The following is a 12,526-nucleotide window of genomic DNA, read 5'->3' as shown; positions in this document are numbered from 1 at the left end:
GTTCCTGGTTGGGTAAACCGTCCTCATGTGCGCTTCAATGGGTGTGTTCGCGTAACGAGACACGAACGGAGATGAGACATGACCTGGGAATCCACGCCGTTCGCCGACATGGTGCGCGAGGCCAACGAGGCACCCGGGATGACATGGCGGAAGCTCGCAGAGCGGGCAACCGACCCGCAGACGGGCCAGAGCCTCACCCACAACACCCTGTGGAAGATTGCTCAGGGTGACATGGTCAAGATCGCCCCATGGGTGATCAGAGCAGCCGCGGCCGCGCTCGGCCGGCCCGTGCGGGAGGTGCAGGCGGCCGCCGCCGAGCAGTACGTCGGGCTGGTCGCGGACGATCCATTTGACGTGAGCAGCCCAGATGCGGCGGTGGTAGTCGCACACGTCCCCGGTCTGCGACGGGCGGACATGCCGCAAGTTGAGGCGCTACTGCGGAGCTGGGCGGCCACTCCGGAACGTACTACCCCGTAGGGATCGTCACGGAACGTGCTCGACTGGGCCGCGACCGTGCCGGTAATGTGTGCACGCCCGATTCGTACGTCAGTCCGAATTGGGCGTGCCGCATGCCCACAAGGGGGAACTCTCCATGATCAAGGTCACTCGTACCCGACTCGACCCCGGCGCCCCGGCCGTCGCCCGCGCAACCTCTAAGACGCTCGAACTCGCAGTCGACGACCGGCACATCACCCCTACGGGCGCCGCAGCCATTGAGGCCGCCCTGAACGGCCTTGTCGGGGACGAGAGGACGATCGAGGACGAAGGCTGTTGATCACGCCCCCCCCGAACGCCGAACGGGCCGCACAGCGTGAGCTGTGCGGCCCGCTTGCCTTGTCCTTACGCCGCGAGCTTCATCCCCTTGGGGGTGACGATCACATACCGTCCTATGGTCTCCGCAGTGGGCCGAACGCCCTGCCCGGGGCTCTTGAGGCGCACATCAAGCAGAGTGCTGGCAATGAGGCGCCGCTGCTCCAAGTCCAGTTGCTTCCAAGCCTTTGCGACGTCCTCACGCCGTCCAACGGCGATGTCCCGAACGACCGAAGGAACCCGAAGCCTCGTCAACTCGCCCTCAAGCTCCTTGATCTTGGGGTTGAGCTCGCGTTCGACGGCCGCCAGCGCTGCAGGCGAGGTCTCGCCGGCAGCGGCGGACTTGTAGAACGCATCAAGGCGCGCCCGCAGGATCGCAAGTTCTCCCTGCTTCTCGGCGTGCTTCTTGGACCGCTTCTCGTCGGCCGCGAGGTATGCCGCGAACCACCGCGGTTCTGACAGCCAGTCAAACAGTTGCCCCTCGACATGCCTGTCGACGAGTTCGACGTCGAGCGAGAAGTGAAAGCCCTTGATCTCGCCGGCCGCCGGCGTCTTGCACTTGTACTGGATGACCTGCTTGCCCTCGCCGGTCTTCGGGTCGATCGTCCGGTGCCGACGCCTGCCGGTGTAGAAGATGAAGCTGCACTTGTGGCACCGCCCAATGCCCGAGAGCCAGTGCACCGCCGCCGTCGGCCGCGAACCTTCGCGCTCGGATGCTCGCTTCGTAGTGATCGCCAAGCAGCGTGCGTGCGTTGCCATGTCGATAAGCGCCGGCCACGCGTTCTCTTTGGTCGCGACACCATGACTGACTCGCGTACCCAGATAGCGGGGGTCGGTTGCAATCTTCTTGATCGTCCACGTAGCCCACTCCGCAACTACGGCCGGCAAGCCGCGGTTGTTGAAGTCGGCGGCGATATCCGCTGCCGCTTCCTCGTCCCGGAGCAGGCGGGCGGTAGCCTCCGCTTGGATCTCGCCGTGCATCGGATGATGCCCGGTCGGGCCCAAGGCGACTCGCTCGACCTGCTTTGCCGTCCACCGGTCAGACGGCGGCGGAATCTTCTTGGCTTCCAGCGCTCGCTTGATCTTGGCAGGGCCGTCGCCGTCGCCGTACCGGGTGCAGATGAAGCGAACGACCGGGGCCTCGTCCTCGTGCGGCACGACCTCGATGAACGCGCCGGTGCGCTCGTCGTAGACGCGCCGATACCCGTAGGCGGTCGGGCCGTGCGGCCGGCCGTTCGCGGCGTTCGCGCGAAGTGATCGCTTGACGTTGTCTCGAAGCTCGTCGACCTCGCGCTCGCCAACCAGGGCGTCAAGGCCGGTCCGAAATCGGTCGTCCTTGGACGCCATGTCGTAGACACGACCGCCGTAGACAAGGAGCACGCCGGCAGCAGCGCAGGCGTCCCGCAGGCGGACATAGACCGCCAAGTCCCGCTGCAACCGGGTGGAGGCCCAACAGATCACCATGTCGAGCCGGCGGTTCTGGATGTCGTCGAGCAAGCGCTCGAACTCGTCCCGCTCACCGCGGCCATAACGCGACGCTGAGATGCCGTCGTCGACGTACTCGCAGCCCGGGCCGACCGTGACGCCAAATCGGACGGCGTCTGCATGCGATGCTTCGAGCTGTTCGGCAACCGACCGGTGAAGCGATTTCTTCTTGCCCGCGTAGTTGGACTTGCGGGCGTAGATGCCTGCCCGCATCCCTTCGTAGGTCACCCGCTGCCCAGGCGTACCTATGAACGTGTCCAGTCCCATGCGACCCCCTCTGATGATCGCACCATATACGTGCGTCCCTAAGAGAGGACTACCTTGGACTCGGTGTTGACCGCGGTGCGCCACACCGACCGGGCGTACCAGGTGCCGCCGATCTCGACGAGCTCGTCCTCCGCGTCGAACGCGTAGTAGCCGGTGATGCCGACGGCCCGGCCTGAGGCGAGGTCGATCACGGCGAACTTCACGGCGCTCCCGGCCGCCACCTCGGCGAGCCGGCGGTCGAGGATCGCCCCCAGCTCCTCCTCCGAGGCCGGCGCGCCGAACGGGATCCACCGCCACACCTCGGGGTCCGCCCCGACGGCGGCCCACAGTTCGGACAGGTGGCGGCGGTCCAGCGGTTCCAGGCGGACGTGGCGGCCGGTGAGGGTGACGGGGACGGGCAGGTTCGCGGTCATGATCAGGAACGGTAGCCCGTGAATGCACTAGAGGCAATGGAGTTTTGTGCTAGTTCAAAAGAAGGAGGGCGAAAGGGAGGCCCCGCGGACCGGACGGTCCGCGGGGCCCCACGACAGCGGCCTACAGGAACGAGTTGATCTGGATCGTCTCGGTTCGGCCCGGGCCGACGCCGATGGCGGAGATCGGGGCGCCCGACATCTCCTCCAGCGCCTTCACGTACGCCTGGGCGTTCTTCGGCAGGTCGCCGAAGGTCTTCGCCCCGCTGATGTCCTCGCTCCAGCCCGGCAGCGTCTCGTAGATCGGCTTGGCGTGGTGGAAGTCGGACTGGTTGTACGGCAGCTCCTCGACCCGCTGCCCGTCGATCTCGTACGCCACGCAGACCGGGATCTGCTCCCAGCCGGTGAGCACGTCGAGCTTGGTGAGGAAGAAGTCGGTCAGGCCGTTGACCCGGGTCGCGTAGCGCGCGATCACCGCGTCGAACCAGCCGCAGCGGCGGTCGCGGCCGGTGGTCACGCCGCGCTCGCCGCCGATGCGGCGCAGCGCCTCGCCGTCCTCGTCGAGCAGCTCGGTCGGGAACGGGCCGGAGCCGACGCGGGTGGTGTAGGCCTTCAGGATGCCGATCACGCGGTCGATCTTGGTGGGACCGATGCCGGAGCCGGTGCAGGCGCCGCCCGAGGTCGGGTTGCTGGAGGTGACGAACGGGTACGTGCCGTGGTCGACGTCGAGCAGGGTGCCCTGGCCGCCCTCCAGCAGGACGACCTTGCCGGCCTTCAGCGCCTCGTCGAGCACCAGGGTGGTGTCGGCCAGGAACGGCTTGATCTTGTCCGCGTAGCCCAGGTACTCCTCCAGCACCAGGTCGGCGGGGATGGCGCGGCGGTTGTACAGCTTGACCAGCAGCTGGTTCTTGTCGTGCAGCGCCGCCTCGATCTTCTGGCGCAGGATCGACTCGTCGAAGAGGTCCTGGACCCGGATGCCGACGCGGTTGATCTTGTCCGCGTAGGTCGGGCCGATGCCGCGGCCGGTGGTGCCGATCCGGCGCTTGCCGAGGAAGCGCTCGGTGACCTTGTCCAGGGTGCGGTGGTACGGCGTGATCAGGTGGGCGTTGCCCGAGATCAGCAGCTTGGAGGTGTCGATGCCGCGCTCGTTCAGGCCGTTGAGCTCGGAGAGCAGCACGCCCGGGTCGATGACGACGCCGTTGCCGATCACCGGCGTCACGTTCGGGCTGAGGATGCCGGAAGGAAGCAGGTGCAGCGCGTACTTCTGGTCGCCGATGACCACCGTGTGACCGGCGTTGTTGCCGCCCTGGTAGCGGACGACGTAGTCGACGGAGCCGCCGAGGAGGTCGGTCGCCTTCCCCTTGCCCTCGTCTCCCCACTGAGCGCCAACGAGCACGAGTGCCGGCACAGGCGTACACCCCTTCCGGTTGGGGCATCCTGCGTAGGCCGCAGTCTGCCCCGAGATAGACGAAGCCCCTGGCGCAATAGCGCAAGGGGCTCTTGCACCGAGAGATTACCTGAGGAAGGACCGGTTGTGTCGTCCCTGTCCACGCCTGCAACCGGCGGCCCGGAGCCGCTTCTCCTGCTCCTCGACCCGGCGGCCCGGCAGTCGGACGGCGAGTCGGTGCGGATCGCGAAGGACGTTCTCTCCGGTGGGACGGACGTCAAGGTGGCCTATCCGGAGACACCCTCCGAGCTCGACCGGGTGCTTTCGCATCGTGGCCGGAGGCGACCGGTGGTGATCGGTTCCGACCTCGCGCTCCAGCGGGTGCTCCAGGCGCTCTACCGCCAACGTGAGCTGGGGACGGACCCGGTGGGCCTGGTGCCGGTCGGCCGGCCGGAGGAGGTGGCGGCGGCCCGCGCCCTGGGCGTGCCGGTGGCCCCGGTGGCGGCCGCGCGGGCGGTGCTGACCGGGACGGCGCGCAAGCTCGACCTGCTGGTGGACGACGGCGGAGGGGTGGCGCTCGGCGGGGTGCGGATCTCGGCGAGCGGGGCGCGGCGGGCGGCCGGCCGCCCCAGCGGCTGGCGTTCGCTATGGGCGAAACTGGCTGCGGCCGAGCAGGGGACCGTACTCACCCCGGCGCGGGCCGCTCCGGCCGACCGGACCGCACCCGCCGGAGCGCACGGCCGCGCCGGCCGCGGCGAGCCCGGCCCGGCCGGAGGGAACTCGCGGCTGCGGGTCGAGGCGGACGGCCGGCTGCTCGCCGACGTGCACCGCCCGGTCCGGGTGGTCCAGGTGACCCTCCCGGCCGGCGACGCGGCCGGCGAGGGCGTGATGGAGATCGTGGTCCGCGCCCCCGGCGCCCTGCTCAGGGCCCGGGCGGCCAGTGTCTCGGTGGCCGGCCGCGGCTTCGGCTACGAGGCGGACGGCCACCCGGTCGGCCCGGTCCGGGCCCGCACCTGGACGGTCCACCCGGGCTGCTGGGGCCTGCTGCTGCCCGCCGGCCGCCCGCCCCGCGCCGGCGGCGCCGCCGGGTGAGCAGGCTCACGTTGGGCGAACGGCGGGCGAACCCGCGGCGAAGCGCCGTGGGCGCCCGGAACGCGCCAACGGGCGCGAACCGCAAGGCCGGGCGCGTTCGCCGGCCGCTCCCGGAAGCCGAAAACCGCCTCTGGTAAGGGGTTTTGTCTACGCGCGTTACCGATCCGCACCCGGTCGGCTCCGGCCGCCCGGGTGCCGGGGAGGCGGGTCGGCTGTCCTAGACTCGAAGGCGTGCCACGTGGTGACGGAAGACTCAACCACGATCTTCTTCCCGGTGAGAAAGGCCCCCAGGACGCTTGCGGCGTCTTCGGTGTCTGGGCTCCCGGCGAGGAGGTCGCCAAGCTCACGTTCTTCGGCCTTTACGCCCTGCAGCACCGCGGTCAGGAATCCGCGGGCATCGCAGTGAGCAACGGCTCCCAGATTCTCGTCTTCAAGGACATGGGACTCGTCTCCCAGGTCTTCGACGAGGCCTCGCTGGGGTCGTTGCACGGGCATATCGCCGTCGGACACGCCCGCTACTCGACCACCGGTTCCTCGGTCTGGGAGAACGCCCAGCCGACCTTCCGGGCGACCGTGCACGGCTCGCTGGCCCTCGGTCACAACGGAAACCTGGTGAACACCGCCGAACTGGCGGCCATGGTCGCCGAACTGCCCGGTGAGGAGCACGTCTCCCGCTCCGGGCGGACGGCCGCGACCAACGACACCGACCTGGTGACGGCGCTGCTCGCCGGCCACCCGGACCTCTCCATCGAGGAGACGGCCAAGGTCGTCCTGCCCAAGGTCAAGGGCGCCTTCTCGCTCGTCTTCATGGACGAGAACACGCTCTACGCCGCCCGTGACCCGCAGGGCATCCGCCCGCTGGTGCTGGGCCGGCTGGAGCGCGGCTGGGTGGTCGCCTCCGAGACGGCGGCGCTGGACATCTGCGGCGCCTCCTTCATCCGCGAGGTCGAGCCGGGCGAACTCATCGCCATCGACGAGAACGGCCTCCGCACCTCCCGGTTCGCCGAGGCGAAGCCCAAGGGCTGCGTCTTCGAGTACGTCTACCTGGCCCGTCCGGACACCAGCATCGCCGGCCGCAACGTGCACCTCTCCCGCGTGGAGATGGGCCGCCGGCTGGCGAAGGAGGCCCCGGTCGAGGCCGACCTGGTCATAGCGACGCCCGAGTCCGGCACCCCGGCCGCCATCGGCTACGCCGAGGCCAGCGGCATCCCGTACGGCTCCGGCCTGGTGAAGAACGCCTACGTGGGCCGCACCTTCATCCAGCCCAGCCAGACCATCCGCCAGCTCGGCATCCGGCTCAAGCTCAACCCGCTGCGCGAGGTCATCGCGGGCAAGCGCCTGGTCGTGGTCGACGACTCGATCGTGCGCGGCAACACCCAGCGGGCGCTGGTGAAGATGCTGCGCGAGGCCGGCGCCGCCGAGGTCCACATCCGGATCTCCTCGCCGCCGGTGAAGTGGCCGTGCTTCTTCGGCATCGACTTCGCCACCCGCGCGGAGCTGATCGCCAACGGCATGACCATCGAGGAGATCGGCCGCACGCTCGGCGCGGACTCGCTCTCCTACATCTCGATCGACGGCATGATCGAGGCCACCAAGCAGCCCAAGGACCGCCTCTGCCGGGCCTGCTTCGACGGCGAGTACCCGATGGAGCTGCCGGACCCGGCGCTGCTCGGCAAGCTCCTGCTGGAGGCCGAGATCAAGGGCGGTCAGCAGGCCCCCGCCGTCCGAGGCAAGCCGACCAGCGGCAGCGACCTGGACGGCGTCCAGTCGCTGCTCGGCGGGGCGGGCGCGGCCGACGCGCTGCGCCGCCCGTAAGAACCCACGGTGGGGTCCCGCGAACCGGGGCCCCACCGCTGTTCCAACCCCCACCTGACCCGAAAGGGCCGCACCGCAGTGACCACGAACCAGAACGGCGCCACCTACGCCGCCGCCGGCGTCGACATCGAGGCGGGCGACCGCGCCGTCGAGCTCATGAAGCAGTGGGTGAAGAAGGCCAACCGCCCCGAGGTGGTCGGCGGTCTCGGCGGTTTCGCCGGCCTCTTCGACGTCTCCGCCTTCAAGGACTACGAGCGGCCGCTGCTGGCCTCGGCCACCGACGGCGTGGGGACCAAGGTGGCCATCGCGGCCGCCATGGACAAGCACGACACCATCGGCCACGACCTGGTCGGCATGGTCGTCGACGACATCGTGGTCTGCGGCGCCGAGCCGCTGTTCATGACCGACTACATCTGCGTCGGCAAGGTCGTCCCGGAGCGGGTCGCCGCGATCGTCAAGGGCATCGCCGAGGGCTGCGCGCTGGCCGGCTGCGCCCTGGTCGGCGGCGAGACCGCCGAGCACCCGGGCCTGCTCGGTCCGGACGAGTACGACGTCGCGGGCGCCGGCACCGGCGTGGTCGAGGCGGACGCGCTGCTGGGCGCCGAGCGCGTCCGGGCCGGCGACGTGGTGATCGCGATGGCCGCCTCCGGCCTGCACTCCAACGGCTACTCGCTGGTCCGCCACGTGCTGCTGAACCAGGCCGGCTGGAAGCTGGACCGCAAGGTCGAGGAGTTCGGCCGCACCCTCGGCGAGGAGCTGCTGGAGCCGACCCGGATCTACTCGCTGGACTGCCTGGCGCTGATCCGTGCCACCGAGGTGCACGCCTTCTCGCACGTCACCGGCGGCGGCCTGGCGGCCAACCTGGCCCGGGTGATCCCGGACGGCCTGCACGCCCGCCTGGACCGCGGCACCTGGACCCCGCTGCCGGTCTTCCGGACCGTCGCCGAGGTCGGCAAGGTGGCCACCCTGGAGATCGAGAAGACGCTCAACATGGGCGTCGGCATGGTCGCGGTCGTCCCGCCGCACTCGGTGGACGCCGTGCTGGCGGTCCTGGAGGACCGCGGCGTGGAGTCCTGGGTGCTGGGCGACATCGTCGAGCGCACGGGTGAGCACGAGGGCGGCGCGGCCCTCTACAACGCCTACGAGGGCTTCACGGCCTGAGCCCGGCCCGCTGGGTCGCCAAGGCCCCTCCGGCGCCGCCGGAGGGGCCTTGGCCGTCCTGCCCGGGTGCGCGCCGCCGGGCGTGCGGGAACGCCGAAAACCGGCCCGGCGCACTGGGCGCCGAGGCCGGTCTGGTCAGACTGTGAGACTACGCGCGACGGCGGGTCTGGGAAGACCCGGTACCCGACTCGGTGTCGTCGTCCTCGCCGTCATCGGCGTAACGAGCCGCGTACTCCGCGTAAGGGTCGTCGTCCTCGTCCTCTTCGATCGGCTCCGGCTCGATCGGGGAGGTGGAGGGCGATACGCCCAGCTCGCTGGAGAGACGATTGGCGTCGAACCCGCCGCTGTTGTACTTCAGCTCGCGGGCGACCTTCGTCTGCTTGGCCTTGGCCCGGCCGCGCCCCATGGGTCGACCCCCTCAACGATGGGGCTCACGGCCCCGAGTCTGACACGTGTTCATGATCAGGAGCGGCCTGCCCGAATGGGGAGAACCGTCCCTTGGAGCATCAACGGTACCTGTTTCTGCCGCTGGACGGTACGTCGTCAGTGTGACGTGGCGCGCACCAGCCGCACCCGCGACCAGGTCGTCCCAGGTCAGGGGAGGTTTTGCGGCTTTCTGCGCGCTGTCCGGAGGTGTCTCAGGTCCGTTGTTTCCTCACCGATTATCCCCCGAAGGGGGACGTCGGATCACCCGATCGGGCGCAGAATCGAGAATCCGGTTCCACATTGTGATGCGCGGGGGGCGGATGTGGATGCCCCCCGCGCGTCACCGGTCGGGCCCGGCCCGGCCGGACCGGGATCAGCCCCGGCGGGCGCCCGGCAGCAGCACCGAGCGCAGCGCGCTGATCTCGCGCATCCGCTTCTCGGCGAGGCGGTCGGCGGCGACGGCCGGCGGCACGCCGTCGGAGGCGGCCCGGGTGAAGATCTCCAGCGTGGTGTCGAAGATCTTCGTCGCCTTGTTCTTGGCGCGCTCGAAGTTGAAGCCGTCGATCTCGTCGGCGACCTGGATGACGCCGCCGGAGTTCACCAGGTAGTCCGGGGCGTAGAGGATGCCGCGGTCGGCCAGGTCCTTCTCGACGCCCGGGTGGGCCAGCTGGTTGTTGGCGGCGCCGCAGACGATCACGGTGCCGAACTCGCCCAGCGCGGCCACCGAGTCGTCGGTGAGGGCGCCGCCGAGCGCGCAGGGGGCGTAGACGTCCAGCTTGGCCTGGAGCAGCGCGGCGGTGTCGGCGACGACCTCCACCTCCGGGTGGGCGGCCCGCACGCGGTTGACGGCGGCCTCGGAGACGTCGGTGATCACGACGGTGGCGCCGTCCGCGACCAGGTGGCCGACCAGGTAGTGGCCGACCTTGCCGACGCCGGCCACACCGACCCGCTTGCCGCGCAGGGTGGGCTGGCCCCAGCGGGCCTGGGCGGAGGCGCGCATGCCCTGGAAGACGCCGAAGGCGGTCAGGATGGACGAGTCGCCGGCGCCGCCGTGCTCGGGCGAGCGGCCGGTGACGAACTCGGTCTCGCGCGCGATCACGTCCATGTCCTGGACGTAGGTGCCCACGTCGCAGGCGGTGATGTAGCGGCCGCGCAGCGACTCGACGAAGCGGCCGTAGGCACGGAGCATCGCCTCGTTCTTGTCCTTGGTCGGGTCGCCGATGATGACGGCCTTGCCGCCGCCGAGGTCGAGACCGGCCAGCGCGTTCTTGTAGGACATGCCGCGGGAGAGGTTGAGCGCGTCCTCCAGCGCCGCCTCCTCGGAGGCGTACGGGAAGAACCGGGTGCCGCCGAGGGCGGGGCCCAGCGCGGTGGAGTGGATGGCGATGATCGCCTTCAGCCCGGAGGAGCGGTCGTGGCAGAGCACGACCTGCTCGTGGCCGTCGCCGGTGGCGCCGTCCTGGGAGTTGCCGAAAATCCTGCCGAGCACGCCGGGTGCGGAGTGCGTGGGGGCGGCGGTCTGTACGTCGGTCACTGTGGTGACTCCAGTAACTCGAGGCCCGCTGCTGTGATGCGGGCGCCTAGGGCGAAGCGTAGCCCCGAGGGCGCCGCGGGTCCGCCCCCTTGGCGAAGCTCGGGCCGGTTGTCCGAGGGGTGAGACGGGAACGGGTGCCAGCAGCCCGTTCGTGTCCCGCGGGTGCGTCCGCGAACGGGCCGCCGCCCGGCCGCCCGCCCGGTGGCGGGCGCCCGGACCCTCCCGGGCGACGGGGGGTGCGTGCGACGATGCAGGACGTGACCGTCGTCCGTACCTCCGTGCTGCCGCCCTACGCCGCGCACCTGCGGGTCTACGAGCCGCTGGCCGCCTACCCGGAACCCGACCGGGCGCACTGGCAGGCCTACGCGGCGCAGCACGGCCCGGACGCGCCGGAGGCGGGCCGCTCGGTGGCCGCGTCGGCGCTCGCGGAGCAGCGCACGGCGCTGGCCGAACTGGTCGGCCGCACCCCGCGGGCGCTGCCCGAGCGGGAGAGCGAGCGGGCCTTCGTCCGGCTGGTGGACGGGGTGCTGTACATCTGTCCGTGGGCGACCAGGCTGCGCAACTGGCAGGCGCTGGAGGAGCTGCGGGCCGGGGCGCCGGTGGCGCTGCTGGACACCGCGCTGCCGCCGGCCACCCGGGCCGAGGCGGAGGCGGACCGGGAGCGCTGGCGGGCGGAGCACCCGGACGCCCGGCCGTGGATCCTCACCAGCCGCTGGGAGGTGCCGGTGCGGTGGTTCCTTCCGTTCGGGGACGAGGATCGATGCTTCGTTCCCGCAGGGGCGGGGGAGAAAGGAGGGGAAGGGGTCCGGGGGGACCAGGCGTCGCTGTTCTATCTGACGCCGATGGCGCAGGCGCGCCGCCGGGTGGCCCGGGCGTACCGGGCGCTGCGCGAGGCGGTGCCGGAAGGGGAGCTGGTGCGGGGGGCGGAGCAGGTCGGGCGGTGGCTGGAGGAGTTCCATCCGCGGTCGCTGGTGGAACTGGACTACGGGGGGCTGGTGCATCTGCTGGGGGCGGAGCGGCTGTTGGCGGACCGTTCGGCGGGGGAGCTGGAGGACGGGCTGCGGGCGCTGCGGGCGGGGGACGCGGCGGAGGCGCTGCGCGCGTACGAGGCGCTGACCGGGCGCTGGCGGCAGGTGCTGGCGCTGCGCCACGCGAACTGAGCCGGGCCGGCGCCCGCGGGCGCCTCCGGGCCGGGCTGAGGAGGCGTCACCGCCGCCCGGGGCGGGTGTCGATGGTGCGTGTCGAGGGGGTAAGAGTCCTACGGCCCGATCCATATGACCAAGGTCCTGGTTCGGGTCAATACCTGTCGAACGTGACACTACTCACTGTTGACGCGAACTCACCCCTATGTGCAAAAATGGGACAACCGGCCCAACTTCACGTGAGCGTGCCCACTTTTGGGTGGTTCTGCAGTCGATGCGTGCTTTGCGGGGAAACGGGCGGTCTGGTCCCCTCGTAACCTAATGTCACTATAAGGTGACCGCCCGTTATGGGGTGGTCCATCGCCATCCGTCGGCCTTGAACCCGTGAGGGGTCAATTTTGGCGGTTTGGTCGATAGGGCTGGACGGATGGTGTAGTTGTAGACACCAGGACAAGCCGTTCGTCCTATAACCGACTCGGCCCGTCTATGCCATTTCGGGCATCGCGGGCCAAGGTGCAGAATTTGAAGGATAGAACCGCCCTGGTTCGGTTCTCCCGAGGAGGCCGCTCATGACCGCTCGTACCCCCGATGCCGAGCCCCTGCTGACTCCGGCAGAGGTCGCCACCATGTTCCGTGTGGACCCGAAGACCGTGACGCGCTGGGCCAAGGCCGGCAAGCTCACGTCGATCCGCACACTGGGTGGCCACCGCCGTTACCGTGAGGCGGAGGTGCGCGCCCTGCTGGCCGGTATTCCGGCCCAGCGCACCGAGGCCTGACGGGCCGATCGCTCAAGGCTCTTTCGAAGGGGCTGCTTACCGGACTCCGCCGGGTCCGGTAAGCAGCCCCTTTGTTTGTTCCGGCCGGCTCTCGCGGAGTTCTTCTACAGAGCTGTCGTACTCGTGCGATCCATCCGGAATGTTGAACTCCGGATAACGATTTGAGGGGGAAGAGGTGGGGGGGATTTACTGTGAATAGCAGTACAATTTTACATATTAAA

12 protein-coding genes are annotated in these 12,526 nt (G+C 70.0%); 7 read left to right on the top strand and 5 right to left on the bottom strand.

Annotation, left to right across the window (positions count from 1 at the left end):
* Nucleotides 1-78 precede the first annotated feature (78 nt).
* Together ABT238_RS04280 and ABT238_RS04275 are read left to right on the top strand one after the other, a co-directional pair.
* Nucleotides 79-477, top strand: a complete 399-nt coding sequence (locus ABT238_RS04280) for a hypothetical protein (RefSeq protein WP_350755478.1) — start codon at nucleotides 79-81, stop codon at nucleotides 475-477.
* Between the two features lie 115 nt (nucleotides 478-592).
* Nucleotides 593-775, top strand: a complete 183-nt coding sequence (locus ABT238_RS04275; protein ID WP_350755477.1) for a hypothetical protein — start codon at nucleotides 593-595, stop codon at nucleotides 773-775.
* A gap of 65 nt (nucleotides 776-840) precedes the next feature.
* Here the strand turns inward: ABT238_RS04275 and ABT238_RS04270 are convergent, their stop codons facing one another.
* The 3 genes from ABT238_RS04270 to ABT238_RS04260 form a co-directional block, all read right to left on the bottom strand.
* Nucleotides 841-2,562, bottom strand: coding sequence for a recombinase family protein (locus tag ABT238_RS04270; protein ID WP_350755476.1), 1,722 nt, complete (start codon nucleotides 2,560-2,562; stop codon nucleotides 841-843).
* 38 nt (nucleotides 2,563-2,600) lie between these two features.
* Nucleotides 2,601-2,975 (bottom strand): GNAT family N-acetyltransferase, encoded by a 375-nt coding sequence (locus ABT238_RS04265; protein WP_350755475.1) that lies wholly within the window; start codon nucleotides 2,973-2,975, stop codon nucleotides 2,601-2,603.
* Nucleotides 2,976-3,096: 121 nt separating this feature from the next.
* Entirely contained in the window at nucleotides 3,097-4,380 is a 1,284-nt protein-coding gene (locus ABT238_RS04260) for an adenylosuccinate synthase (protein ID WP_350560324.1), read from the bottom strand.
* Nucleotides 4,381-4,506: 126 nt separating this feature from the next.
* Between ABT238_RS04260 and ABT238_RS04255 the strand changes: the two genes are divergently transcribed.
* From ABT238_RS04255 to purM, 3 genes are all read left to right on the top strand, one after another.
* Nucleotides 4,507-5,451, top strand: coding sequence for a diacylglycerol kinase (locus ABT238_RS04255; protein WP_350755474.1), 945 nt, complete (start codon nucleotides 4,507-4,509; stop codon nucleotides 5,449-5,451).
* A 231-nt stretch (nucleotides 5,452-5,682) separates the two neighbouring features.
* Nucleotides 5,683-7,266: an amidophosphoribosyltransferase gene (gene purF / locus ABT238_RS04250; protein WP_350560320.1), complete on the top strand. Its 1,584-nt coding sequence runs from the start codon at nucleotides 5,683-5,685 to the stop codon at nucleotides 7,264-7,266.
* A gap of 78 nt (nucleotides 7,267-7,344) precedes the next feature.
* Nucleotides 7,345-8,427, top strand: coding sequence for a phosphoribosylformylglycinamidine cyclo-ligase (gene purM / locus ABT238_RS04245; protein WP_350560318.1), 1,083 nt, complete (start codon nucleotides 7,345-7,347; stop codon nucleotides 8,425-8,427).
* 148 nt (nucleotides 8,428-8,575) lie between these two features.
* Here the strand turns inward: purM and ABT238_RS04240 are convergent, their stop codons facing one another.
* Together ABT238_RS04240 and ABT238_RS04235 are read right to left on the bottom strand one after the other, a co-directional pair.
* Entirely contained in the window at nucleotides 8,576-8,833 is a 258-nt protein-coding gene (locus tag ABT238_RS04240) for a DUF3073 domain-containing protein (RefSeq protein WP_344340094.1), read from the bottom strand.
* Nucleotides 8,834-9,226: 393 nt separating this feature from the next.
* Nucleotides 9,227-10,387, bottom strand: coding sequence for a Glu/Leu/Phe/Val dehydrogenase dimerization domain-containing protein (locus tag ABT238_RS04235; protein ID WP_502884121.1), 1,161 nt, complete (start codon nucleotides 10,385-10,387; stop codon nucleotides 9,227-9,229).
* 257 nt (nucleotides 10,388-10,644) lie between these two features.
* On the opposite strand from ABT238_RS04235, the gene ABT238_RS04230 reads away from it, so the two are divergent.
* Both ABT238_RS04230 and bldC read left to right on the top strand, forming a co-directional pair.
* Nucleotides 10,645-11,547, top strand: coding sequence for a DUF8083 family protein (locus ABT238_RS04230; RefSeq protein ID WP_350560315.1), 903 nt, complete (start codon nucleotides 10,645-10,647; stop codon nucleotides 11,545-11,547).
* A 551-nt stretch (nucleotides 11,548-12,098) separates the two neighbouring features.
* Nucleotides 12,099-12,305: a developmental transcriptional regulator BldC gene (bldC, locus tag ABT238_RS04225; protein ID WP_014137253.1), complete on the top strand. Its 207-nt coding sequence runs from the start codon at nucleotides 12,099-12,101 to the stop codon at nucleotides 12,303-12,305.
* The last annotated feature ends 221 nt before the right edge of the window (nucleotides 12,306-12,526 follow it).

This window comes from Kitasatospora sp. NPDC001527 (assembly GCF_040298605.1).
Classification (GTDB): domain Bacteria; phylum Actinomycetota; class Actinomycetes; order Streptomycetales; family Streptomycetaceae; genus Kitasatospora.
This window is presented reverse-complemented; position numbering and strand designations above follow the sequence as displayed.

Coding starts and splice junctions, on each gene's coding strand:
- ABT238_RS04240 (WP_344340094.1), bottom strand. CDS start 8,833: ATGGGGCGCGGCCGGGCCAAGGCCAAGCAGACGAAGGTCGCCCGCGAG.
- ABT238_RS04265 (WP_350755475.1), bottom strand. CDS start 2,975: ATGACCGCGAACCTGCCCGTCCCCGTCACCCTCACCGGCCGCCACGTC.
- ABT238_RS04270 (WP_350755476.1), bottom strand. CDS start 2,562: ATGGGACTGGACACGTTCATAGGTACGCCTGGGCAGCGGGTGACCTAC.
- ABT238_RS04275 (WP_350755477.1), top strand. CDS start 593: ATGATCAAGGTCACTCGTACCCGACTCGACCCCGGCGCCCCGGCCGTC.
- ABT238_RS04280 (WP_350755478.1), top strand. CDS start 79: ATGACCTGGGAATCCACGCCGTTCGCCGACATGGTGCGCGAGGCCAAC.
- bldC (WP_014137253.1), top strand. CDS start 12,099: ATGACCGCTCGTACCCCCGATGCCGAGCCCCTGCTGACTCCGGCAGAG.